Genomic DNA, 26,291 nt, shown 5'->3' on the forward strand with positions numbered 1-26,291 from the left:
CATGCTCGCATTCAGTCCATATATCAGTTCATTTATTGATCAAATTATTGTTAGTATTCCCTATTTCAAACCGGAATTAACGTTGATCATTACTTTTATAGGTACTATTATCGCCAGTCTTTTCGTTGATAAATATTGGGACAAGGCATCTTTCACGATTACAATAGCTGGATTACTGCTGAGTGGCTGCTACCTATTTGGACAGGGGCTCAGTCACGTGGATATGGTTGGATTCTTCGACATGATCCACATTGATACATTTGCAACATCCGCACGAATGATCATCTTGCTGTCGACATTGCTGATTGCCATCTTTATTCAACAGCGTCATCAGCACGACCGCCCTTTAGGAGATTTGTACGCCGTACTCCTGACGGCGACCTTAGGACTGAATCTTTTGACCATGTCGAGCAATTGGCTAATGATTTTCATCGCAGTAGAAACCGTATCAATCAGTTCTTACATTATGGTCGGTTATTTTTCTTCCAATAAAGCACAGTCCGAAGCAGCGATGAAATATGTACTCTTTGGGTCGACCTGTGCAGCCGTTATGCTCTATGGCGTATCCTTGCTATACGGTTTCACGGGAAACTTAAATTTTGATGCGCCAAGTCATATCGCGGGTTTGGTGGAAGCGCCGAAACTCATGATCAGTATTGCCCTCCTGTTTCTGCTGACCGGTATTGGCTTTAAACTGAGTTTCTTTCCTTTTCACGTTTGGAGCCCCGATGTTTACCAGGGTGCCCCGACAGTGATCACCACTTACCTGGCGACGGTACCTAAAATTGCTGTTGTCGTACTTCTGTCCAAGCTACTCGCGGCCTGGCTTGCTGTATCCTTTTATTTCAGCGATTTTTTGGCTTACGCGATCATCATTATTGCCATCGCAACCATGCTGATCGGTAATCTGGCAGCCTTACGCCAACAGGATGCCAAGCGGATGATGGCCTATTCTGCTATCGGTCATACGGGTATATTGCTGATGGCTGTATTGGTCTATCAAAATAATGAGTCAAATATTTTACTATTCTATTTATCAATTTATACCCTGATGAATATCGCTGTCTTTATTTTTATTGATAGTTTGGAAGTCAGCTTGGGCAATACTTCAATTGATTCTTACAAAGGATTGGGTAAGCAATCTCCCGTATTGTTCACCGCTTTTTCTTTAGTCCTAATCGCCTTGATCGGTTTGCCTCCAACCGCTGGATTTGTCGGTAAGCTACTGATATTTTCAAAGGTATTTGAACAATATCAAAACTTTCAATCCTTTGGTTTGCTTGCTTTATTAATCGTGGGCGCCCTAACCTCGGTGATTTCTCTATTTTATTACTTTAAGATTCCATTGAACGCATTCTTAAAAGATGGTCTAGATCAGTATGTACACAAATCCAACCCTTTGCTTCTCGGTATTGGCTTGTTGTGTACCCTTTTGGTGATCTTGCTTGGACTATTCCCTGACGTATTGCTTTCTATTTTTTAAAAAATATTTCCTTTCTTCAATGGTGTGATCTACCCCAGATTTTACTGTGTTTATACAGGGCTTGAAGTTAAGGATAACTCCATAATATATTTTATATTTGTACCATGATTAGTGCAATAGCAAATCCCATTTTTCAACGTGCTATCCAGGATTACCACGTATACGATCAGATTGATCATCCAATCCAGAATCCGTATGACAAACAATCCCTAGAACATCTCCTGTACTTAAAGTGCTGGATTGACACCGTACAATGGCACATGGAAGATGTTGTACGTAATCCTGCCATTGATCCCAAGGACGGATTATATTGGAAACGACGCATCGATGAGTCTAACCAATACCGCACGGATACGGTAGAATATATAGATAGCTACTTTTTACAGAAATACCAGGGCATCGACGCATTGCCTTCAGCAAAGATCAACACAGAAAGTCCGGCATGGGCTATCGATAGATTGTCCATCCTCGCTTTAAAAATCTATCATATGGAGCAGGAAACGCTCCGTTCAGATGCCACAGAAACGCATATTTCTGCCTGTCAGGACAAATTGAATATCTTATTGGAGCAACGTAAGGATCTTTCACAAAGTATCGACGAATTATTGACAGCTATTGAGTCGGGCGAAAAATACATGAAAGTTTATAAACAGATGAAAATGTATAACGACCCCGAGCTGAACCCTGTACTTTATACATCCGGAAAATAAGGACATGCCCCTGCCGCAGCGAATCATAGTAACCCGATTTTCGGCCATGGGCGATGTCGCCATGGTAGCTTCTGTATTGAAAGAATTTTGTCAGCGGCACCCAGCTGTAGAGATTATCATGGTGAGCCGTCAGTTTTTTGCCCCATTTTTTGACGGCATAAAGAATGTTAAGTTCCATCCCTTTGAACCAAAGACAGTCCATAAAGGCTTTGGGGGCCTAGTAAGGCTAAAAAAAGAACTGGCACAGTATGGTGCGGATGCTGTAGCAGATCTGCACTTCAATTTACGCTCGCGTGTGCTCGATGTTTTATTTTCACTTACAGGCCTGAATGTCAAACAACTGGACAAAGGACGCCCTGAAAAGAAGGCGCTGACACGCAGAGAAGATAAGATTAAGCGACAGCTAAAGTTAACCGTGGAGCGCTATGCGGATGTATTCCGCGCTTTAGGTTTCCACTTTGAACTAAGTCACAAATTGAATTCTGATCTGCAAGATGTCCCCAAAGCGGCATTTAGTATGTTTGGCAATTTCGAACGAAAAAAAATTGGTATCGCAGCTTTTGCGCAACACCGATATAAAATTTTTTCACTGGCAAAGATGGGGCAGATCATAGAGCATCTGACACATCATGGATATGATGTATTGCTCTTCGGAGGTGGTCAGGAAGAGTTTCAAATCACGCAAAACTGGACCGAAAGTTTTCCGAACACTTACAATACCATTGGAAAATTTACGTTGAGAGAAGAGCTGGATATCATATCAAATCTGGATCTGATGATCAGCATGGATTCCTCGGGTTTGCACATGGCTTCTCTGATGGGGGTAAGATGCTTATCGCTGTGGGGAGCAACACATCCATACGCAGGATTTACGGGTTATGGGCAGCAAGCTGAGGACTGTGTTCAAGTGGAGCACCCCAACCGACCAAGTTCCGTCTATGGCAATAAACCTTGCGATTGTGATGGCACAGAAGCAATTGATTTAATTACACCAGAAATGGTGATCGAAAAAATAACAGCGATAAGATGAGGATAGGATTTGATGCAAAGCGCTTTTTTTTGAACAAAACCGGTCTGGGCAATTACAGCCGTGATCTCGTTCGTATCCTGGAAAAATATGTCCCGGAAAACGAATACATCAAGTACACTACAAAAACTGGGAATTACGATATTAAAGATCCAAACCTCGAAAAGACAACCCGCCTGCCAGAAGGATTTATTAATACAAGATGGCCCAATCTGTGGCGACGCAGACGTATTGTTCATGATCTTAAGAAAGACAACATAGACATCTTTCATGGGTTATCAGGAGAAATTCCTTCAGGTCTTGCCAAAGCAGCTATTAAGTCTATCGTTACAATCCATGATCTAATTTTCATGCGGCATCCGGAGCTCTATCATCCCATCGATCGCTGGATTTACAAAAAGAAATTCAGACACGCCTGCACAGCTGCCGACCGTATCATTGCCATAAGCGAGTGTACAAAAAATGACATCATTGATTTATTTCACATACCTGAAAATAAAATTGACGTTGTCTATCAAGGATGCCATGAATCCTTTAAAACGGTCAAATCCGAAGAACAGAAAAGGACAATCAAAGAAAAGCTTGGTTTACCACAAGAATTCTTGCTTAATGTGGGGACAATTGAAGCCCGAAAAAATATCTTACCAGTAGTAAAAGCGATCAAGGACCTCGCTATTCCGTTGGTTGTTGTTGGTAAACCGACACGGTACCACCAAGAAGTCATCGAATATATCGAGCAGAATAAGATGGAAAACAAGGTATATTTCTTCCAGGGTCTTGAAATGGAAGAATTGGCAATTTTATATGCCGCAGCGACCATATTTATCTATCCATCTATTTATGAAGGCTTTGGCATTCCCATTATAGAGGCACTCTATTCGGGAACACCGGTTATTACAAGTAAAATGGGCGTATTTCCGGAGGCAGGTGGACCTTCATCCTGTTATGTAGATCCTATGGACATATCCCAGATACATGATGCGATTAAATCGCTACTTCAAGATACGGGCAAGCGTAAGGAAATGAGCAAAAAAGGTTTAGAGTTTGTACAAAAATTCAATGATGACCGTGTCGCACAGCGGATGTCTGCGATTTATTCGGCCCTATAAATGTAAAGGGTCCTGACCCGTCGAAATAAAATATTTTTTCAATACCCGGAGTGAGATGGCATCTTCCTCGTGTTGATCCATAAAAAGCCTCACATACTCATGCGCATTTTTTACGATTGCTTCGGCTTTATCCACATGCTCAATAAAATAAAAAAGCTTGGCCTCTAAATCTGAATAGTCTTCTTTAATACAAATAAAGTGATGATCAGGTATCAGTGTACCTTCCATAAACCAAGTTTCATATTTCGGCATTGGCATTACAGCGATGGAATTAGAGGACATAATCCATTTCAAATTTGTCGCTACATCGTTCCCTTCCAAAGCCAATATAAATTTATAGGAAAGATGCTCTGTGATGGAAAGATAATCGGGGTCCGAAGTTTTAAATGCCTTTTTTAGATCACATAATGGATGGTCATGATATTTTTCAAAAAATATGTGGCGATGTTTTTGAGCGAACATGCTTCTCCCCACCAGGATGTCTTTCTTTTCGCAAAGTGGGATATGATCTTCAATAAAATTAAAATGTCGGCTCTTATCTAGATTTAGCAGCACGGCATTCGCATTATCTCCAACAATAGGTCTACTTTTTACAAGGGCCGGATTTGATGGAATATTGATGATGTCGCCCGGCAAAATCTGAAATTTCAGTTCTTGGTTAAAATAATTCAGATACTGTTTACTATCAAAATAGTAAACTCTGATTCTTTTCGGAATGCGGTAATCCTTAATGCGTATGGCATCGTTTGACAACGTTCGCCCTGGTGTCAATTTATTATAATAGTTGACGCGAAAGTCCAACCATTCGGATCGATTTCCCCAATCCGTTGTCAATATTTTCCGCGCCTTTCTCCTAAGAAAAGTCTTTGGTATTACCCCTCTGCACAACACTTCCAGATAATAGAAGAATTTTACATTTTTATTCTTAAAAAAAAGCTTCTTATAATTTAAATTCATGGCATAAATAAGAATATATCGAGCAAAGTCTCCACTATTTGTCTTTGGGTTTGATAACAGGGGTCTTCAGTTGCATTTTCTTCCAATGCAATGACCGATCCCCATAAATTAAAATCTTGCTTAATTTATATTTGAATTTCAACAATCCCCGATAATCATCTATTATTCGACGAAATGACACCTTGGGGTCTTCTTCCAATACCATATTAATTGCTTCAGTATAAACTGTGGGTCCCGTCATCTGATGCACATCATGGAGATACCGGTCCTCCTCGATATTTCTAACGATCAATTCAATGGTTTTTTTTAAAAAGGGATGGCCTTTATCATAGATCAAGGCCCATTGTGCGTAGAGACTTCTGTTGTTCTCATGTGCTATTATCGCCCTATCATCCGGTTTAATAACATCATCCAAGCGACCGATAATATCACTGTCCAGATCCAAATAAATCCCCCCGTGAACGTATAAAACGGCATATCTAAAAAAATCTGCTTTGGCGGCACCAATTTGCAAACGGGCGAAGGCGTCATAAGTACGCTGATCAAAATGTTCTCTAATAAGATGATCAATTTGCGTATCGTCAAAGAACTCTCGCCGATAGCCCTTATTCCGTTTCAGGAACCGCCAAATATAAAATTTGGTTAATAAAGGGATCTTATTTGTTTTAAAAGTTTGATATATAACCTTTGGAATCGCCACCTGAATTAAAAAGTTAAAATAATGGAAATAAATAGCAACGGAACGACAAAAAGCATCTTGAAATCGTCCAACTGCAAAAATAAAGATATATCCTTAAAAACACTCTTTTTTCATATATTTAGTAAGCTAAAATTCTGTTTTATTTAATAAAAATTGTAAGATATACAACAAACTATTTTTTATATCTTATTACAGAAAATATGTAATATATTTGTCACAAAATATAAAAACCTTAAAAAGTAGATGTCTTAGTTCAGAAAATCTAATGTCATTTTTTTAAAATATTGTAACGATATAATGATCTACTACGTTATAATATATATGGTCCAATTTTCAATTATATCATAACATTGAGTCAAAAAATAAGCGCTTTAATTATTACATACAACGAGGAAGACAATATAGACGAGGTTCTTCAGAGTATGGAGTTTGCAGATGAGATTATTCTTCTGGATTCATTCAGCACAGATCAGACATTGGAACGAGCTCGATTGCACCCAAAAGTAAAGATTTATCAAAATAAATTTGAGGACTTCACCAAGCAGCGGAATTTAGCACTGACTTATGCGAATAATGACTGGATTTTATTTTTGGACGCTGATGAACGTTTATCTGCGGCCAGTCAAACTGAAATATTGTCAACGGTAAATGATCCGCAAGCAAAGGATGCGTATTACATGTATCGTCTCTTTTTCTTTTGTGGTGAACGGATAAACTTTTCAGGAACACAAAACGACAAAAATTTCCGTCTGTTCAAAAAGAGTAAGGCGACCTATGACACTAAAAAGAAGGTCCACGAGACATTAATTGTCAATGGGACGATCGGTAGTTTAAAAAATAAAATATGGCATTATTCTTTTGCTGATTATGCGTCTTATAAAGAAAAAATGGTTCATTATGGAGAGCTTAAAGGCAAGGAGCTCTATGCTAAGAACAAGCGATATTCGCTATTGAGTCACCTGGCCAAAGTATCTTTTAAATTTTTTAAGGCATACTTTTTGAAATTAGGAATTCTTGATGGGCGACGAGGATATCAACTTTGCTACTTACAGAGTCTCAGCGTACATGAAACATTTATGTCGTTGAAAAGAGAAGAAAAAAAATGAAGATTTGTATTATAAGCTTTGATTACTGGAATTACGACCACCATATTGTAAAGAAGTTACAAGAAAAGGGTATTGATGCCTCTCATATTAATATGGGATCTTATCGGTACAAAAGTTTCGGTGAACGGGCTTTCAATGCGATCAGCAAAATTTTTCTCAACAGAAACATTAAGCATGTCAAACGTCAGCAGTATGTACTTGAAACATTGGCAAAATTAGGGCCGCAGGATAAAATACTTGTATTGAATCCCCACACGCTGGATTACAAAACGATTAAGAAAATCAAATCATACACCCCGCACTTAATTTCCTACCTATATGACAATCTAGAACGTTTTCCTGTAGAAGACAAATTGGATCTGTTTGATAAGATATATTCTTTTGAAGACAAAGACGTAAAAAAATATGGCTTTGAGAAAATTACAAATTATAACTATCTTTCTGATCAACCCCTTCAATGCGATACGATTGAAAACGACTTATTTTATATAACATCCTACGACAAACGACGTATTAAATTGCTTCGTAAATTAGCATCTCGCCTCGCTACAATGAAAATAAAAAGCAAAATTATCGTCGTGGGGAAACAGGTGTGGAAAGAAAAATTACGTAATTTTATACTCAAACCCTCTGGTTATAAATTGATTGAATTTAAAGATAAGCCGTTGGATGGAAAAATTGTTCTGGAGGAATATAAAAAGTCTAAAGTTATCATTGACTTAATGCGCGATGGACAAGAAGGCTTAAGCTTCCGCATTTTTGAAGCAATGGCTTTTGAGAAAAAGATTATTACAGATAATGTTTCCATACAAACATATGATTTTTATAATTCACAGAATTTTTTAATCATCAACTACGATCTTTCCAATATCGAAGATCATTTCTTCAATATTTCATATCAAAAGATACCCAAAAGTCTATATCAAAAATACTCACTTAATCATTGGGTGAATCATGTTTTTGGAATTTCTTCAACACATGATTATCCAAAAATTGTATGTCCTCCGTTGAATATCTCCAATTAATATGCTAGATCAATTTTCTAAAATTCGATAAATCCAGTTGTCAAAATTATACTTGCTCAATATCTCGGGATTAATAGGGCTATAAGGTACGTTGAGAAATTCATTTAAAGTACGCTCTTCATTATTCAGGACATAAATATTATGTGGATGATAGAAGTCATAGTTCATTACCTCCCTATTATTGGTAATTAATTTTCTACCATAACCAATTGCTTCAAAAACTCGAAAAGACAAGCCACTATGAACATCCACTAAAAAATCAACGAATATCTCACTTTTCAGAGCCAAATTGATATTTTCCTGATATGTCATCGGTTTATTAATAAAAGTAATACCATCTAAAATATACTCTCCGCTCAAATTTCTATCCCCTGAATACAAGTAGAAATTAGGGATACCTTTATTTTGAACAATAAATTGGATTGCCCCTTTGATTTGTGGCCATCTAATTTTCATAAAGGTTCCTAGAAAAAAGAAAGAAGATGATTTGGGTTTTATGTCACTTCTATTCAAATGCCCAAAATAAAAATTAGTCGTTGAGACGAACCTTTTATCTTCTTGACTAGCATCTTTACTATCAAATACATAAAAGCGATCGAACAAATCTACCAATCTCTTTATCGCTGGGTATCTTTCAACACCATCCCATTGATAAGCGATCATTTTATTTGCCTTCAATTTGATTTGCTCAATAATCTCTTGAGGATAAATGTCAGCTCGGATCAGCATACAATAATCTGCTTTATTTTCTATTGATTGCAAACGTCTTACAACCTCAGAGCCTAATGCTTTAAACTTTAATCTGTTCTTGTATCCTTTATCCTTCAAAATCGTTTTGTGATATAAATTCGAAAGCCTATCCCAGATATTTCGATATTTAAAATAATCATCATCGTAGCTAATATCAATCACGTCAAATCCAAGCTCTTCTAGCCGATTTATCAGAACTTTATAAATACTAAACGTTCTTGGCATTCCAAGAATAATACTTTTTTTTCGATCACTCATCGCATTCTTTTAACTTGATTGGGTTCAAAAATACCCTTTGAATTAGTTATAATAAAATAAATTCATAGATTTGTCTGATATAGATAGTGCTTGTCGGTATCACTGTCGCATTTATCTATATTTATTGTTATCAAAAAAAGAAATGCAAGAGCGAGTAAAAATAGTCTTCGGTGCTCCCGAAGATTTTGGTTTTTCAGATGCAATCAAAAATGAGCTTACCATCCAAGGATATCATGTGATAGATCTTTCGAGAATAAATAACAATTTTAAATACCCAAATATTTCAACTAGGATCAATAATCTATTTCATAAAACTTTTTTAAACGATAAAAAATACAAATCAAAAGTGCGATCAAAGGTAATAACTGCAAATTTAATCGAAGAACTCGAAAAACATCAAAATATTAATTATGCATTATTCATTCGTCCAGATTTGTTTCCTTTGGATTTCTTTAAAAGCGTCAAAAGCAAATTCAGCAAAATAGTTGGTTACCACTGGGATGGCATGAATCGCTATCCCGACGTAATGGATTATATACCTTATTTCAACGACTTTTTTGTATTCGATCCACTAGATCTTAAATCCAATATAAATATTGTTGGCTGCACTAATTTCTATCTTTCTCGTATTGTTTCACGTTTGAATTCAGTAGGCAATACTGGAGCTTTTAGTATTAATTCGTACCAAAAAGATAAGATTAAGCCTTTGACTGAGATCAAAAGAACATTAGAGTCCATATCAATTCCACTCAATTTTATTATTTATTCAAAGAATAAAAGGGAAATAAAAGAAGCTAATGAATTAGGCTTCGAAACAAGCTCTTTCATGACGACCTATCAAGAAAATTTAAACCATGTTTTGAGCTCTTCCTTATTAATAGATGTTCAAATACAAAGTCAATCTGGTCTATCATTTAGAATTTTTGAATCTATCGGTTATGATAAAAAACTAATTACGACCAATAAAGATGTTGCAAATTATGAATTCTATGACCCCAATAATATCCTAATATGGAACAATCAATCTGCTCAAGAATGTTTAGCCTTTTATCGTAGTCCTTATCGACCACTACCAAAAGAAGTTAAAGAAAAATACGCATTAGACAACTGGATAAAGTTCGTTTTAAAACTAGGCAACTTTTACCCAATTACACTACCAAAAACCGTGTAACACAAGAGTCTACTCCTCAGTTATCAATAAAACATAACATCAAAGCATTCCCCTTACTTCTTTCGTCCTTTAAAATAATAAAACAGCTTTCTATACCAGACATTATAGTACTTCTTCCTTATTCTATCTTCAGAATGTACTCTATCAAACAGCCTCTCTATTCCATAATTATTCTTCTTGTATAAAGAATAATGCTTATTATAAATATACAACCAAGACTCATCTGAAATATTTCGTTTCCGATTTTCATCCGTCATTGAATCTTTCGTATGTCGTTTCCGATAATAAAACAAGGGCTTGTTAATTTTATAGACGTTATCAAAATGTGCCGTCATTCGGATCCACATCTCCCAGTCTTCAGCAAATTTTAGATTTGTATCATATAGGCCAATGGCTTTAAGATTCTCACTTTTCATCATAGCAGTTGCCGTAAAACAATTTGTCCATAATATAGACTCCTTAGAATAATCCCAAGATTCCATAAGGCCCGTCTCCCGCTCAAAGAGTTGAGTTTGGGTGTATACGATATCCAACTGGCTATTATTGTGATACTGTTCTACACAAGAGCTGACATAGCTCGCGTCTAATAAATCATCGGCATCAAGAAAAACAAGGTATTCACCAGTTACATATTGAAATCCGTAATTTCTTGTTGCAGGCAACCCCTCATTATTTTTTGAAAGCACCTTCATATTGCCATAAGCTTTAGCAAATTCCTTAATAACATTGAACGTATTATCAGAGGAGCCGTCATCTACAACAATCACTTCTATATTTTTATATGTTTGATTGACGACGGATTCTAAAGTCTCTATTACTGTTTTTTCTGCGTTATATGCAGGTATAACGATACTCACTAAATCTTTTTGAAACATTGGGATTATTAAGTTATTACCGATCGCAAAGTTAATATTTTTTTACGCCAATTACTTCACAATGTACCCAATTTTGAATCACCTTATCTGCCTATTTATCTTTTTTTTTTGTAATTTGCCCCGCAAACAGGCTCTATTATACTTTATGCAAAAAATCAAAAAATGGTTTCAGACAATTACCTCTATCTTGAAGTATCCATCTATTATAAAAAACTTAAATAAATCAAAGACTTCAGTTTATTGCTTCTTCCCCGTTTATCACATAGGAGGAGCAGAACGCGTGCATTTAGATATTTTAGATTCTATAAAAGACCAAAATCCAGTTTGTTTTATTACCGAACAGTCTACCAGCAACGATTTTAAGAATGAGTTTACAAAGCATGCTATGCTTATTGAATTATTTCGTTGGTCCAAGAAAACAAGCTTCAAAAAACATATAGCAAAAAAAATTGCATCCAAAATAAACAACACACCAAATGCGGTCGTATTTGGATGTAATAGCCATCTTTTTTACTATCTTTTACCTTTCTTATCCCCGAACGTCAAAAAGATCGATCTAATCCATTATTTTATTGGTGACCATTCATTTGAACAAATATCCTTGCCTTTAGTTCCTTTATTGGACAATAGGGTCGTTCTGGGATCCAAACATTTGAACCAGTTAACATCTTATTACCTCCAGAATAATATCGACAGGAAGTTTGCAGAGAGAATAAAAATAATTACAAATCAGGTAGAAATACCGTCAATTCCGTCAGATAAAGACTTTAATAATGATCTACGTATATTATTCGTTGCAAGAAATGCTCCTGAAAAACGCGTGCCTGTATTTCTAGAGATAGCGCGTAGAAGTGAGAAGTTAAATCTTCCTTATAAATTTGCAATGATTGGCGATTTTGAAAATTATCAGCATCAATCGACCAAGAATATACAATTCATCCCCAGAATAACAGATAAATCGTTATTGAATATTGAGTATGCCAAGAGTCATTTTGTGATGTTAACATCGAGTTTCGAGGGTTTCCCGATGGTTTTATTAGAAGGGATGGCTTTAGGTAATATCCCCATAATAACTAATGTCGGAGAAGTTGCAGGTCAGATCAATGAGTCAACCAATACTGGATTTATTATAGAGAACTATACAGATGAGGATCGTCTCGTTGAGGACTTTATCGGTAAGTTGCTGTTTATTGCAAACCATAGGGAATTGTTACCTACTATTTCTCAGAATGTGATTGAGATTGTAAAAAATAACTTTAATTATGAATTATTTAAAAAGAACTACAGAAATCTGCTATTAGCGGATATTCCCAGTGCCCAATAATTTCTTTTATCATGAGTTCACAACACCCTTTGGTAACTGTCTTAATGGCCGCATATAATGCAGAGAAACACATCGCATCGGCAATACAAAGCATTTTGCAACAGACATATCCTAACTTTGAACTTCTGATCATCGAAGACTGTTCGACAGACAATACTTTGGATGAAATTAAAAAATTTAAAGATAGCAGAATTAAGTTACTACAAAATGTATGTAATCAAGGTGTTGTTATCACCAGAAACAGAGCATTAACAGAGGCTAATGGAGCATTTATTGCTGTTATGGACAGCGATGATATTGCCGTTCCAGATCGGATCGAATGCTTATTAAACGAATTTGAAGCCCACCCAGAGTATGCCCTAATAGGTGGTCATGCACACGTCATAGACCACTACGGAATACCGACGGGGCAACAATTTATGGTTGAAACAGATCCTAGCTTGCTCCGGTATCGTCTACTTTTGGGAAACAATTTCACTCATTCTTCGATCATGATGAGAACTGAAGTATTTAGAGAATTTAATGGATATCGCACTCCCCTTGCTGAGGATTATGATTTATTTTTGAGAATTTCAACAAAATACCCTGTCGGCAACCTCGACAAAGTCCTACTTTTTTATCGTGACCATACTTCGGGAATATCAAAGAAATATGCACAGGAACTCGAAAATCAAGTCTTACCAATAAAAGAAAATATTCTACGCAGTCTCCGCCTGCCTGCTGACATTAGCTACCAAAAAATGATCACTCATCCCCTCAATTGGGACGAAGTCAATATCGCCGCATATAAGAAACTCCATGCTGACCTGCTCGATCGAATCTATGCGACTCCTCACTCATCGTCAGCCCATGCCAAACGGTTTATTTTCCAACGATGGTATGAAGTAATTATGAACAACGGTGGAAAAATGACAATTTTCTATTTCTTTAACGCTCCATTTTTTGGCTGGCAGTACTTCACAGCAAAACAATTCCGAAGAGCCTTAAAAAATTCTATTAAAAATTTATTTAAATAGTCATTTTTCCTTTTTTAAAGGACTGAACAGTAACAGTATATCCATAAAAGATTTTAATAGACGATAAGAAATTCTAGACTGTTGCAAATGTTCAAAATGGATTAATCGTCGGGATTTATTCTCTGGGTATCTAATTTTTTTTAAAGCAATATATTCATGCCAAAAATGGGGATAGGAATTTTCAATAAAATTTTCCCTTTCACGAGTATGACCCACAGCGTGTGAACTATCAGAGGAAATTCCATGTAAATCGTATTTGGCTAAAAATTCATCAATATAGATAAATGAACACTGATGCTGAAAAAATAAATTCATAAAAAATTGCCAATCTGAAGTAATTTTAAAACGAAGATCATAAAAGCCATATTGAGAAAATAAAGTTCTCTTAATAGCCGTAGATTGATGATTTAAGGAACTAAACAACCAAAATGACAAGGTCAATTGTGCAGGCTGAATCACATTCAAGCTCTCTCCTGAATTATACAAACCCAACGTATTGCCATAGTAAACGTCTCCCTTACCATCAACCCACTCGTCATAAATAGCAAGTGTACCATCATCATAAAAAGTATCACCACTATTCATAAATATCAAATAGTCACCTGTAGCCAGCATAATACCTTTATTCATGGCATCATAAACCCCTTCATCGGGTTCAGAAACAATCCTATCTATTCGATCATGATATGCTGCAAGCGTCTCCTGAGAACCATCATCGCTATCCCCGTCGATAACAATAAATTCAAAATCCCTGTATGTTTGATTTATAACACTTTGAACAGTCGAATCCAGCCCTTTTCGATTATTATAATTAATTGTAATTACTGAAAATTTAATATTCTTATATTTCTTATCCAAACTCGTTATTCTTCTTTTTCTGCTGTATACTGCAACCTTTGCAATTAGATTTATAACAAAAATAAAGAATATCTATTTATTACAATAAATATAAGCACAAAAGCCACACTCTTTATAGTCTCAACAGGCAGAAAAACTCTTTCATTATCTCTGTTAATTATATTCTCCAGCGATATTACCTAGTGTAAATCAAGATTTAGATGCTTTTTTATCATAATATAGGTTCTAATAGCTTTCGTGACCTACAACTTATATCATTGTGTAACATCATATGATTGCAAATAGCGATTTTAGCTGGCGGAAAACTTGGTTAAATAATATTCCAGATAAAGTTGTAGTATTACTAAAAATAGATCAATGAACCAACAGCAGACACTTCAGGGTTAATTCTTCCGAGTTTTATTAGGTTCTAACCTTTCGAAGGTTAGCAATTCCCACTAAAATAAAAAAGACCAAAGTAATCTGATCTTTTTTATCTCGTTTACATCGCTAAATTAATAAACTTATCAGAACCTATTCATTACTTCCACAACCCGAGTAATATCCGCTTCGGTATGTCCATACGAAATTGGGAGGCTCAGTATCGTCCGATGGATTTCCTCCGAAATAGGATACCTTTCCTCTGACAAAATTCCTTGCATTGCCTTTTGTTGATGTGGGGCGATAGGATAGTGGATTTCTGTTCCGATACCATTCTCTATTAGATATTGTTTCAATCTATCCCGTTCAGGATGACGTACCGCAAAAATATGGAAAACATCCTCCTGTCCGGTTTGTACAGTCGGAAGTATAAAATCAGACTTTAACTCACGTAGGTAAATTGCGGCTAACTTCTGTTTATGTGTGGTAATCTTGTCCAAACGTTTCAGTTTGATAGATAAGAAAGCTGCTTGTAGCTCATCGAGCCGGGAGTTATAGCCCACTTCATTAAATACATATTTCGCCGAAGAACCATAATTTCGTAGTGTACGAATCGACTTATTAAGCCCCTCATCCTTACAGGTTATGGCACCGGCATCTCCCAATGCACCCAAATTCTTTGTCGGATAAAAGCTAAATGCGCCAAAATCACCAAATGAACCCGCTTTTTTGCCTTTATAACTAGCTCCATGAGCTTGCGCACAATCCTCAATAACCTTTAAACCATATTGCCCTGCCAGTTGAAGGATTGGATCCATGTCACATATCTTTCCGTAGAGATGAACAACAAGGATAGCTCTTGTACGTGCTGTAATAGCCGATTCAATTTTTTTGGAATCAATATTATACGTATTTATATCAGGTTCTACAAGAACTGGCTTTAGACCAGCCTGCATTACAGCAAGTATAGACGCAATGTAGGTATTCGCGGGAACAATCACTTCATCACCTGGATTAAAACCAAAATAACGTAACGACAAAACCAACGCATCTAGTCCAGAAGCAACTCCGATGCAATGCGGTACACCACAATAGCTCGCAAATGATTGCTCAAATTTTGCGACCTGTTTTCCCAAAATATACCAGCCTCCATGCAGTACTTCTTGGAAAGCGGCGGTATATTCATCCATAAATTCCTTATTGACTTGCTGTAAGCTCTCGTAAGCGATCATGTATAAAATAGGGTTCGTAAATATAGTCTGTTGAATCAAAATACGCAGAGGCAAGTACCATAAGAATCGCATCCGCTGAAAAGTCAAACATCTGATGCCAATCTTTGGGTTCCAATATGAGGCATTGATCTGGTGAATTCAATTCAAAAATGCGTTCATTATTTCCGTCCTGGTTATAAATAGCACAGCTTCCTTTCAAGCAAATTGCAGCTTGAATAGTCTCATGATGCCGGTGCCCCCCACGCGTAGATCCATCCACACCATAAATGTAAAATATCCGTTTTACATCAAAGGGAATAACTTTTTCGATCACCGTGAGATGTCCCCGATCATCGGTGAATGTTTTAAGGTCTATCTGGTAAGCCATTATCTTAAGAAATAGGATTGATGATAGAATTGTCTAAATTTCCCATGTATATATAGATGATACATCCGTCGTAATGATTTTCTAATACGTGGAATTTCATGCGTTTCATGCGCAACAACATGACGCGATAATGCTTTGATCTCCCTGCCAGCACTTGTTAATACCCTGATATACGGCTTGTAGAGAAATTCGATGTCATTATCATTTAATGTATAATAGTCAGATAGTGTAAATGAATCCTTTTCTGCATATTTCAATGCATGAAAGTGATAGAATATCACTGGAAACACGTGCTGACGAACAAGTTCTTTACCCCAAACTTGACCGATTCTGTGAGTAAAATCATATTGTTGCACATTCCAGGGAGCGACACCGCCACCTAAATGTTCCAACACATGAACTCCGGTAAACATAGATGTCCATACGTCCAGGTATTTTTGATCACCAAACCTCCCAGGTTCCCTGCGATTGTAGCACCATTCTATACAAGCGGCACGCCACCATTCCAGTACAGCAAGCCCTTCATCTGAATTTTTAAAGTAAACAAACTGAACGCAATAAGTACCTCCGGATTCACTGTCTTCATACATCGGACTATACCGATGTGGAGTTATAATCACCGAGGCACCTTTAGCTTCCTCTATTAACACTTCAGGATCTGCATAGAAGAACAAATCGGCGTCTAAATAGGTACAATTTGACAGACCATAATTACGGATGCTATACAAAATAATCGAAGGCGTACATGTCCAACAATATTCACCTGTTGTACGAGTAGGTTTTACAGCCAATAGTTGTTCATCCTCAAAATCCGACAAGGGGATAATTGTTGCTTTGGGAAGTTGCAATTTTGTTAGTGTCTCATAACATGCATCATCAAATGCAAAAATATAAAGATGGAAGCTCCTAGCCCATTTTTCAAGTGACCGGTACATCGCAAGCCCTCTTGAAAGATACAGTGAATTAAATAAGGTGCAATAATTATACATATATTATATACTTTCTCAAAACTTCGTTTATTATTATTTGTATTCATATTCAAGACCTGTTGTCTCCTTCCGCAAACACAATGAAATGGAGAACAAAAGCGTTAATACTATAAGAATCAAAAATTTTAATCATGGACAACACTAAAAAACTTTATATCATCCGACACGCCAAAGCTGAAACCATTCCCGGAGTCAATGACTTTGATCGTGCATTGACAGCTGAAGGGATACAACACGCAAAACAGGTTGCAGAGAAGCTTGCAGCCAGACTCACACTCAACGATAACAGCATTATAATCAGTTCTCCGGCTAATAGAGCCGTACAAACTGCCCGGGTCTTTTTGGATGTCATGGGCACTCCATCTTTTGATATCCAACTGGAGGAGTCTATTTATGAATGTACCTATAAGCACTTACTTTCGGTCATCAACACCATCCCAGATCATATAGATCATGTTCTACTTTTTGGGCACAATCCGACATTGACGGACTTGGTGGAATACCTAACCAGAAAGTCAGCTTATCTCCGCACCTCATCATTTGCAGAGATTAAGATCGATGCCGGCTTTACCTTTCAAATGCTTAGTGGCAATTGCGCCGATCTCGTACAGATTGTTGATTAAAATATAGATTAAAGAACGATAGGTCCTGGAACAAATCTCCTGAACAGTCCAACTTTGTAATAGTGACTACTCATGGATAAAAAAGTCCTAGTCAATCCGGTCAATTTTTCAAAAAAAATTAAAAATATAATTCTAGCAATTTGACTAACTGAAAAAGCCTTATGCAATTTCGACTTGCATAAGGCTTTTAGTTCGCTTTTTATCAGCTACAACGTTTATTTACTATTCCTGATATTTTTCATTGAAACCGTTTTCTCTACACCATCCATCACATAGAAATAGCCCAGCGCGTTGCCCGAAATATTTCCCTGTACATTTGCCGGAACGGCGGATAACAATCCTTTCCATTTTGTCTCTTGAAATAAATTGTAAAGAAACTTAGCATATCGGGGAGAAATAGCAAATTTTGCTATCACTAAGCTATCTTTTTTGCTCATTTCATAACTATAGGATGAAGCGAGTAAGGTATTTAATACATTTGGTGCTCCGGACTTAAAACTGTAGCTGAAAGGCGCTTTAAACACCGTAATACTTTCATCCGAAAGTTCTTTTTTGGGCAGGATCAGCCATTTATTAGAATTTCGCATGCCAAACAAATAGGTGGAGACCTTGACTCGAAAATTTGGATGAGCATCGGATTTCTCGGCAGGAATAAAAGATTTCTCTATTGGAATAATAGATACAAGCTGGTCTTGTGCCTCGTATATCCTGCCATTTGATTCAATTCTCAATTGGAACAGATTATCGACTGTATCTTTCAGATCAAATAATTCCCCCTTGTATAAACCATCGCCTAGATCTTCAAATATAATGTTATTAGGTCCATTTCTTACTGTCACAACAGCAGCATCTATTCCCTGGGTAATAGTTCCAGCTGAAGATATATTTAGCCGCTTAAGCTGTATATATTGTTCTCGATAGAGCGTATTAATGCCTCCTTCGACGATCATATCATAAGATTGCTCCCTCTCAACCACAGATTTTTCACATGATAGGAGCACATAACATAGAAGAAACAAAATGATTATTTTCATGGCTTTTAAAATCTAATTGCATAATTTATAGCCGGAACAATTCCAGAAAAGGAAGTCTGCTGAACAACAGGATTACCGCTGTCATCTTCAGAAAAGCTATAATAAAGTGGATTGCGTCGGTCCAACACATTATATAAACCGATGTTCAGTGTACTTCGTCGGCCTCTTTCCCTTTGTTTTTTTGTTTCTAGGTCTATTGAACAACTGATATCTAAACGGCTGAACAATGGCATCCGATGAGAATTTCTATTCGAATAAATTGGAACGATAATCCCTTCATATTCCGTAAAACCCATAGGATAGGTCAAAGGACGGCCTGATTGTAAAGTATAAAATGCATTTAAATGTATTAAACTACTCAGATCATACGATAAATTGCATTTTGCGACATGTGGAATATCAGCGTTTGCAACATATTCCCGATCTTTATTAATTCCCATAATTTTACGAAAAGACCGAGACCAACTATAGAAAAAAGTGCCATCAATGTTTCCAACTCTTTTATTCAGTGAAAATTCCACCCCGTACATCCGGCCATTTCCCTGCTTGACCTGCGATTCAATAAAAGGGTTCAAAATAAGTTGCGCATGGTCAATAAGCTCAACTTGATTTTTCATTTTCTTCCAGTATCCTTCCACACTGATGGAGCCTTTAAAAATCAATTTATGTAACCGAAAAGAAAAAGCATCTGCGGATTGCGGTTTTATATTTTGGCCAGCAGGTATCCAAGCTTCCAGCGAAGAAAATGCCAACTCGTCATTTTGTAGCAGTTGGAGGTATTGATACAGTCTATTATAGGAAAATCTCGCACTATATCCTGAACCAAATCTATACATCATTGTGATACGAGGTTCCAGCCCATAATATGTTTTCCTTTTATCGGCCTCTTCAGCCAACATTTTATACTGATTATTATTCAGTAAGTAGTACCGTCCAAAAGAAGTGCTGGCAAACGCATTTACACGGGTACCTAACACCACGCGAAAGGTGGAATCTATTTTCCAGTTAAAAGAGGCATATCCGATATATTCATAGGCTTGTGCCCTAAAAATATTATCCTCATTATTGACATCTACTGGAGCAATCTCACCTGGTTTAAAGCGATGAAAGGTAGCCTGAGCTCCAAAATCCAGTGTACGCTCTAATCCCATAAAATAAGTAAAATCTGCTTTTAAGCTTTTATCCCTGATTTGCGTCAGCCAAGTTCTGTTATCAGAAGATTCTGGTTTACTGACATCCAGCTTATTACGATAATTACTAAGAATCGCTGAGACATTCATAAATAAACGTGGACTATGCACATAATTCCACCGCAACGTTGAAGTCCAATTACCCCAACGATTTGTATTTTTATTTAGAGCCACCACCTCGTCCTGTCCTATATACCCTGAAAGATAGATCTTATTTCGTTCTGTGAGAGCATAGTTCAATTTCACATTATAATCACTATAGGTTCCCTTGACATTAAATAACCGATACTCCGTATTTAATAGATTTGAAATGCTTGAGCGCGCTGTAACCAAAAAAGATCCTTTACCTCTTTTGATAAATGGTCCCTCTGCCCCTAAACGTGCAACCAAAAGGCTTGTTCCACCAAAAAAATGCGTCGCCCCATTATCGCCGTCCCTTGTGTTCATTTCCATAATGGACGCTAGCCTACCGCCATAATTAGCAGGTATTCCATCCTTATAAATCTGCGTATGTTTTAAAATATCCGAATTGAATACAGAAGTCAGGCCAAATAAATGTGAGGGATTGTAAACCACAGCTTCATCAAGCAGAATAAGGTTCTGATCCTTTCCACTACCACGTACAAAAAGATTACTTCCTCCTTCCGTTAGTCCATTAATGCCATTTTGCATCTGTAGAACCTTTATAATATCTGCTTCGCCCTTGTAGAAAGAATTATTTCGGAAGCGGGCCCAGTTTATTTTCTCATTCAAGCGCTGTTGTTCTCTATCAGCAACAATCGAATCAGTATCAACAACAACCTCTTTAAGGCTCATATCGACTGGCGAAAGCTTAATGAGGAGAAAACTATTCTCCATTTCAGGTGTAAAGTGGATATATTTTGTGCGATAACCAAGGTAACTCACCACACAATCGTAGTTATTTTTTGGAAGCGTCAATGAATAGAAACCATAGTTGTTACTAAAACCGGTTCTATTTTTTTCAGCAATTACCAAACTGGCACCAATCAAACTCTCACCGCTCAAACTGTCAACAACTCGTCCTTTTATTGTGAAAGTTTTATCCTCAGGATAAAAAATCAATGCCCGATTGATTACTGTATAACCAATTTTCGAATCCTTCAGCAAATAGTCAAGAACATCTTCCAGGCTAGTTTTATTGAAGTTCCTACCATAAATAATATTTCTGTTAAAGATCTGCTCATCATAAGACATAGACACCCCATAATTTTTATGGATTTCCGTCAAAATCTGAATAATCTCTTTATTTTTTGTATCGATAGAAACTTGCAAACCCGAGAGATTGCTTTGGCTAAATGACTTTAGACAAGTAGAAATAAGCAGTCCGAAAAAAAAGAGAAAACGAGGCAGAACAATACCCTTCATAGCAATACTCCTCAGCCTCTACTCGTAGATACTGTACCCCTTTTTACTTGCTTTCCATTTCACATTTAATGTCTTGGAAAGAATTTGCACAATTTCATTCAATGATTGGCCATCGAAATACATGCTCAACTTACGGGCTTTTAAATTATCTCCAACCACAATGATGTTGGATTGAAAACGTTTTGTAAGATCAAAACAAATATTATCTAAGCGTTCATTGGTGTAACTGAGTTTCTGGGCTACTTTATGCTCATTCTCCAAATTATCAGGAGTAGCCTTTGATAAGGAAGCGGTCTCTTTTTTAAAGAATCCCTTTTCATTCTTTTGTAGAATCAGTTCTTTTGCCGAAGGCCCCTTACTGCCACTCAATGCTACGGTCCCTTCTTTCACTAGCACCTCTACATCCTCAGCGAGTAAGTTAACTTCAAAAGATGTACCGATATCACGCACATAATTATGTGCCAGTTCGACCACGAAAGAAGTAGTGCGCCCATGCTTTACATCAAAAAATGCCTTCCCCTTTTTTAATGCAACAATACGTTGCTGGTTAAATGTGCGTTTATTAAACGACGCCTCTGCGCCCGCATGTAATACTAGCACAGAGCTGTCGGGCAGTAATATAGGCTCCTGTTCTACCGATCCATATAATTGGACTTCATATCCCATCCAGCGGTCAAAGTTCAGGTAGCATGCAAGTCCAATCATCAGCAATACTGCCGCAGCAACAAGTTTCATCCAGGGTTTCCAGATTGCTTTCATAGGTGTAGGCAGCGTTGCTTCATCAGTTGCCGGTGCCCGATCCAACCGTTGTTTAAATCTATCCCACTGGCTATTGGTATCTACATTTTTATAATGTTCCAGCACAATAAGGTCATCGGATAGTGTTCTGACTTCATTATATAGTTTCGGATTTTCCACATCCTCAGAAAGCCAACGTTCAAGCAACAGCCTTTCCTCAGCGGAAATAACCCCATCCAGATCTTTCTGGATCAAGTCATAGGGAATAAATCTTGACGTATTGTTTTCTTCCATATTTATATGATAACAAACTGAACAAAAAGTCCTAATGAAAAAAATAAAAAGCCAATTAGGAACAGTACATATACTTCTCGCTTTGCCAATGCAACCCGAATTTTATCATAGGCAATGGTCAAATGATTTTTAACGGTTTTAATGGAGATTCCCAATTGATCCGCAATTTCTTGCTGTTTCATCTTATCGTATTTACTCATGAGAACAATTTTCCGACATTGTGGAGGCAACTCTTCTAATATACTTTCGATCATTAACAATTTGGATTCATATAAAGTCGCGTGATCAGTTTGGTCCGCATCGTCTGCTGGATTCAAATCTTTTAAATAATTCTTATTTCGATCCTTCAGGCGCTGGTTCTTTTTAAGGTGAGTAAGTGAAAGGTTGATGACACTGCGCGATAGATAAGCTCCGAGGGATTGATTAATAACCAGCTTGCCCGCATTTTCCCATAACATCATAAATACATCATTTGTCAGTTCCTCGGCGATCGCTTCATCTTTCAGGTACCGAAAAGACAATGTATATAATTTACAGAAGTAGGCTTTATAAATAGTTTCAAAAGCATCTCTATCTTTATGAACTATCTTTTTGAGCAGCTCAACGTCGTTTGACATAGGACTTTGGTAAAGCTAATAATAATCGTATGTAAAAGTAATCAAATTCCTTGGAGATTTCATCCAGTCTATCTAATTTACAACAAATGAAGCCCAAGCATTAGTTTAACGTAAAAAAAAAACAAAACGCCACACAACAAGTAAGTTTCATTTATATTTTTTATTTTTACAGAAAATCAAATTTATGTTAAAAAAATATTTCTTTGCGAGTTGTATTACATGTATTTTATTTTCTTGCGCTAAAGACAATTATCCTGAAACACCAGAAGTAATTACACCAGAAGAAAAAGAAACTATATCCTATAGTGATAAGTTGATTAAAAATATCAATGTTCATACTGAAGTAAATACGGTTAATATTTTTAACGAAACACTAATTGGAGTATATGACAAAGAAAACCATAAGGATTACCGATCATTTATCGATTGGAATAACGTTTTTGTAGATTCCGTAGTATGGCATATTGACGATGTTCTTCATTACAATACACGCAGTGAGAAAAATCTGGCATATAGAGGGATCACATTCAACAAACCTGGTGATTATGAATTCGACCTTCTACTTTATAAAGACAGTAAAGTTATAAAAAGATCTAGTTTAACCTTAAGAGCTATTGCAGGAAAAGACTTTTTTAATGTCAATTGGAAAACACCACCGAGTAATAGCATTGTGGGACAATCCTATTCCTACAAAAAAGGCTACCGCATAGATCAAACTTATGCGAAAGGGCTACATCCATATAGTTATGTGAGCCTCTATTATGGTGACCAATTTCCAAAGCAAACTCCGGAAAAAGAAAAAGAATATTTAATGGAAGTAGCACAAGCAACGTATGGCACGCCTACATTTGTTACTACAAAAAATAATCAAACGGAACTTGATGAGAAGTATACCCAGCTTTTCAAAAACAAATTGCCTTACGCCCCAACAGCGATTTGGGAAAACAGCACCTCTTCAATCGCCTTAGTAGGTGTTCCAAAAGATGCTATTGAAACTTACTTCATCATCGCAGAACCCAAATATTAAAAAATATATTTAAGCCTCCGTTATGGAGGCTTTTTCACTACCTTCGTCCTATGGCGAATCAACTTCAGTTTGAAAACTCTCCTTACCTTAAGCAACATGCGCACAATCCCGTGGATTGGATGCCCTGGGGAGCGGACGCCTTAAAAAAGGCGAAGGAAGAAAATAAACTTATTATTGTCAGCATAGGCTATTCAGCCTGCCATTGGTGTCATGTGATGGAACGGGAGAGTTTTGAAAACTCGGCTATTGCGCAGACCATGAACAAATTTTTTGTGTCTATCAAAATTGACCGCGAAGAACGCCCTGATATTGACCAAGTGTATATGCTCGCTGTCCAATTAATGACCAATGCCGGTGGATGGCCTTTGAATTGCATCTGCCTACCTGATGGTCGTCCAATTTATGGCGGCACTTATTTCAAACCCCATGACTGGCAGAACATCCTGTTACAGATTGCACAGATGTGGGAAGAAAAACCCGAGGTAGCTTTGGATTACGCCAATAAATTGGAGAATGGAATCCAACGGGCGGAGAAACTTCCCATCCACCCCATTCCCGAACAATACACGCACCAGGATCTCGAAGACATCGTTTTACCATGGAGCGAAACATTCGACCAGAAAGAAGGAGGCTACAAAAGAGCCCCCAAATTTCCCCTGCCCAACAACTGGCTGTTCCTTTTAAAGTATGCTGTTCTAAACGAAGACCAGGCGATCTTGAACCACGTCCATTTTACCCTGAAAAAAATCGGTTCGGGAGGAATCTATGATCAGATTGGCGGCGGTTTTGCCCGATATTCAGTAGACCACTACTGGCATATCCCCCATTTTGAAAAAATGCTTTACGACAACGGACAGCTGCTTTCTCTTTATGCCGAAGCTTATCAACAAAATAAAGATCCATTTTATAAAAGAATTATTGAAGAAACAATTGCTTGGGCAGAGCGTGAAATGCTGGCTCCTAATCACGGTTTCTATAGTGCTTTGGATGCTGATAGCGAAGGCGTCGAAGGGAAATACTACTCTTTTTCGAAAGCTGAATTTGATGAAGTTCTAAGTAAAGATGCGGAATTATTCCGCCGGTATTTTAATATTTCTGAAATCGGAAACTGGGAAGAAGAGCATACAAACGTTCCCATTTGCGCCATTAATGCAGACCAACTTGCCACAGAAGTCAATATGTCACCTGACGAATGGGCAGAGTTTTTAAAAATATCGAAGACAAAACTTTACGATTATCGGGAACAACGTGTTCGTCCCGGACTCGATCATAAACAATTGACAACCTGGAACGCCCTCTTATTAAAGGGATTGATAGACGCATACCGAAGTCTTGGCGATACGCATTTTCTGGATCTCGCATTGAACAATGCAACATTCATTTGTGAACAACTTATTCAGGAGAACAGCTATATATTACATCAACCGCAGGATGCAAACCGTGCAATATCAGGTTTTCTGGACGATTATGCTTTTACGATAGAAGCCTTTATAGCTTTATATGAAGCGACATTTGATCAAAAATGGTTGATCATCGGACGTCAGCTTGCTGACAAAGCCATCGCATTATTTTATGATCCCGAACAAAAAACATTCTACTATACTTCTGTAGAAGCGGAAGAACTAATCGCCCGAAAAAGTGAGATCATGGATAACGTGATCCCCTCTTCTTCTTCAACGATGGTCCGTCAGTTGAAACGTCTGGGTTTACTTTTTGACGATGAAAATTATACCGCCATAGCTGATCAGTTGTTGGCGAATGTATTTCCTCAAATCAAAACTTACGGTTCCGCGTATTCAAATTGGGCAATATTATTGCTAGAAGAAATATATGGGATCAATGAAATTGCATTGACAGGCGAGGGGGCATTAGCTTTTCGCTCTGAACTGGATCAATATTATATACCCAATAAAATAGTACTCGGCGGGACGGAAGAAAGTCTTCCACTCCTGGAGAATAGAATCGGAAAGGAAACAAAAGCATATCTTTGCAAAAATAAGACCTGTAGTCTTCCACAAGATTCCATAACAGCGTTAATAAATTATATTTAATAAACGGTAGTCCA

24 protein-coding genes are annotated in these 26,291 nt (G+C 37.2%); 12 read left to right on the forward strand and 12 right to left on the reverse strand.

Going from position 1 to position 26,291, the window contains the following annotated elements; all coding sequences use genetic code 11:
• Position 1 precedes the first annotated feature (1 nt).
• The 4 genes from D7322_RS00265 (at position 2) to D7322_RS00280 (ending at position 4,329) form a co-directional block, all read left to right on the forward strand.
• Positions 2-1,483, forward strand: coding sequence for an NADH-quinone oxidoreductase subunit N (locus D7322_RS00265; protein WP_121120490.1), 1,482 nt, complete (start codon positions 2-4; stop codon positions 1,481-1,483).
• A 104-nt stretch (positions 1,484-1,587) separates the two neighbouring features.
• On the forward strand, positions 1,588-2,193 hold the full coding sequence (locus D7322_RS00270) for a DUF4254 domain-containing protein (protein ID WP_121120491.1): 606 nt from the start codon (positions 1,588-1,590) through the stop codon (positions 2,191-2,193).
• 4 nt (positions 2,194-2,197) lie between these two features.
• Positions 2,198-3,223, forward strand: a complete 1,026-nt coding sequence (locus D7322_RS00275) for a glycosyltransferase family 9 protein (protein ID WP_121120492.1) — start codon at positions 2,198-2,200, stop codon at positions 3,221-3,223.
• Positions 3,220-4,329 carry a glycosyltransferase family 4 protein gene (locus tag D7322_RS00280; protein WP_121120493.1) on the forward strand — a complete coding sequence of 370 codons (1,110 nt, stop codon included), beginning with the start codon at positions 3,220-3,222 and terminating at the stop codon, positions 4,327-4,329. Before D7322_RS00275 ends, D7322_RS00280 begins: the two co-directional genes overlap by 4 nt.
• Here D7322_RS00280 and D7322_RS00285 read toward each other — a convergent pair.
• Both D7322_RS00285 and D7322_RS00290 read right to left on the reverse strand, forming a co-directional pair.
• Positions 4,324-5,286, reverse strand: a complete 963-nt coding sequence (locus D7322_RS00285) for a glycosyl transferase family 90 (protein WP_121120494.1) — start codon at positions 5,284-5,286, stop codon at positions 4,324-4,326. The genes D7322_RS00280 and D7322_RS00285 overlap by 6 nt on opposite strands.
• 34 nt (positions 5,287-5,320) lie before the next feature.
• Entirely contained in the window at positions 5,321-5,986 is a 666-nt protein-coding gene (locus D7322_RS00290) for a glycosyltransferase family 32 protein (RefSeq protein ID WP_121120495.1), read from the reverse strand.
• A gap of 350 nt (positions 5,987-6,336) precedes the next feature.
• Here D7322_RS00290 and D7322_RS00295 point away from each other — a divergent pair, with 350 nt between their 5' ends.
• Complete coding sequence (locus D7322_RS00295) at positions 6,337-7,092, forward strand: glycosyltransferase family 2 protein (RefSeq protein ID WP_220700000.1); 756 nt, start codon at positions 6,337-6,339, stop codon at positions 7,090-7,092.
• Positions 7,089-8,117, forward strand: coding sequence for a CgeB family protein (locus tag D7322_RS00300; RefSeq protein WP_121120497.1), 1,029 nt, complete (start codon positions 7,089-7,091; stop codon positions 8,115-8,117). The genes D7322_RS00295 and D7322_RS00300 overlap by 4 nt, the downstream gene beginning before the upstream one ends.
• 9 nt (positions 8,118-8,126) lie before the next feature.
• Here the strand turns inward: D7322_RS00300 and D7322_RS00305 are convergent, their stop codons facing one another.
• A complete protein-coding gene (locus tag D7322_RS00305; RefSeq protein ID WP_121120498.1) occupies positions 8,127-9,125 on the reverse strand; it encodes a hypothetical protein in 999 nt (332 codons plus the stop codon).
• A 142-nt stretch (positions 9,126-9,267) separates the two neighbouring features.
• On the opposite strand from D7322_RS00305, the gene D7322_RS00310 reads away from it, so the two are divergent.
• Complete coding sequence (locus D7322_RS00310; protein WP_121120499.1) at positions 9,268-10,296, forward strand: hypothetical protein; 1,029 nt, start codon at positions 9,268-9,270, stop codon at positions 10,294-10,296.
• A 53-nt stretch (positions 10,297-10,349) separates the two neighbouring features.
• On the opposite strand, the gene D7322_RS00315 is transcribed toward D7322_RS00310, so the two are convergent.
• Positions 10,350-11,171: a glycosyltransferase family 2 protein gene (locus D7322_RS00315; RefSeq protein ID WP_121120500.1), complete on the reverse strand. Its 822-nt coding sequence runs from the start codon at positions 11,169-11,171 to the stop codon at positions 10,350-10,352.
• Between the two features lie 145 nt (positions 11,172-11,316).
• Between D7322_RS00315 and D7322_RS00320 the strand changes: the two genes are divergently transcribed.
• Both D7322_RS00320 and D7322_RS00325 read left to right on the forward strand, forming a co-directional pair.
• The gene (locus D7322_RS00320; protein WP_183078569.1) at positions 11,317-12,495 is read left to right on the forward strand and encodes a glycosyltransferase family 4 protein; all 1,179 of its coding nucleotides are present in this window, start codon (positions 11,317-11,319) and stop codon (positions 12,493-12,495) included.
• Between the two features lie 11 nt (positions 12,496-12,506).
• Positions 12,507-13,511, forward strand: a complete 1,005-nt coding sequence (locus D7322_RS00325) for a glycosyltransferase family 2 protein (RefSeq protein ID WP_121120502.1) — start codon at positions 12,507-12,509, stop codon at positions 13,509-13,511.
• On the opposite strand, the gene D7322_RS00330 is transcribed toward D7322_RS00325, so the two are convergent.
• The 4 genes from D7322_RS00330 to D7322_RS00345 form a co-directional block, all read right to left on the reverse strand.
• Positions 13,512-14,369, reverse strand: a complete 858-nt coding sequence (locus tag D7322_RS00330) for a glycosyltransferase family 2 protein (RefSeq protein WP_183078570.1) — start codon at positions 14,367-14,369, stop codon at positions 13,512-13,514.
• Positions 14,370-14,875: 506 nt separating this feature from the next.
• Positions 14,876-15,961, reverse strand: coding sequence for a DegT/DnrJ/EryC1/StrS family aminotransferase (locus D7322_RS00335; protein ID WP_121120504.1), 1,086 nt, complete (start codon positions 15,959-15,961; stop codon positions 14,876-14,878).
• A complete protein-coding gene (locus D7322_RS00340; protein WP_121120505.1) occupies positions 15,927-16,328 on the reverse strand; it encodes a sugar 3,4-ketoisomerase in 402 nt (133 codons plus the stop codon). The genes D7322_RS00335 and D7322_RS00340 overlap by 35 nt, the downstream gene beginning before the upstream one ends.
• Positions 16,328-17,317 (reverse strand): glycosyl transferase, encoded by a 990-nt coding sequence (locus tag D7322_RS00345; RefSeq protein ID WP_121120506.1) that lies wholly within the window; start codon positions 17,315-17,317, stop codon positions 16,328-16,330. Before D7322_RS00345 ends, D7322_RS00340 begins: the two co-directional genes overlap by 1 nt.
• Before the next feature lie 131 nt (positions 17,318-17,448).
• Between D7322_RS00345 and D7322_RS00350 the strand changes: the two genes are divergently transcribed.
• A complete protein-coding gene (locus D7322_RS00350) occupies positions 17,449-17,940 on the forward strand; it encodes a SixA phosphatase family protein (protein WP_121120507.1) in 492 nt (163 codons plus the stop codon).
• Between the two features lie 215 nt (positions 17,941-18,155).
• On the opposite strand, the gene D7322_RS00355 is transcribed toward D7322_RS00350, so the two are convergent.
• From D7322_RS00355 to D7322_RS00370, 4 genes are read right to left on the reverse strand one after another with little or no spacing between them, the layout of a single operon-like run.
• Entirely contained in the window at positions 18,156-18,974 is an 819-nt protein-coding gene (locus D7322_RS00355; protein ID WP_121120508.1) for a DUF4249 family protein, read from the reverse strand.
• Between the two features lie 5 nt (positions 18,975-18,979).
• Positions 18,980-21,550, reverse strand: a complete 2,571-nt coding sequence (locus D7322_RS00360; RefSeq protein WP_121120509.1) for a TonB-dependent receptor — start codon at positions 21,548-21,550, stop codon at positions 18,980-18,982.
• 18 nt (positions 21,551-21,568) lie between these two features.
• Positions 21,569-22,582, reverse strand: coding sequence for a FecR domain-containing protein (locus D7322_RS00365; RefSeq protein ID WP_121120510.1), 1,014 nt, complete (start codon positions 22,580-22,582; stop codon positions 21,569-21,571).
• A gap of 2 nt (positions 22,583-22,584) precedes the next feature.
• Positions 22,585-23,199 carry an RNA polymerase sigma-70 factor gene (locus tag D7322_RS00370; protein WP_121120511.1) on the reverse strand — a complete coding sequence of 205 codons (615 nt, stop codon included), beginning with the start codon at positions 23,197-23,199 and terminating at the stop codon, positions 22,585-22,587.
• 184 nt (positions 23,200-23,383) lie between these two features.
• Between D7322_RS00370 and D7322_RS00375 the strand changes: the two genes are divergently transcribed.
• Positions 23,384-24,226 carry a hypothetical protein gene (locus D7322_RS00375; protein ID WP_121120512.1) on the forward strand — a complete coding sequence of 281 codons (843 nt, stop codon included), beginning with the start codon at positions 23,384-23,386 and terminating at the stop codon, positions 24,224-24,226.
• Between the two features lie 50 nt (positions 24,227-24,276).
• The gene (locus D7322_RS00380) at positions 24,277-26,277 is read left to right on the forward strand and encodes a thioredoxin domain-containing protein (protein WP_121120513.1); all 2,001 of its coding nucleotides are present in this window, start codon (positions 24,277-24,279) and stop codon (positions 26,275-26,277) included.
• Positions 26,278-26,291: the final 14 nt, after the last annotated feature.

The organism is Sphingobacterium puteale, from assembly GCF_003627955.1.
Classification (GTDB): domain Bacteria; phylum Bacteroidota; class Bacteroidia; order Sphingobacteriales; family Sphingobacteriaceae; genus Sphingobacterium; species Sphingobacterium puteale.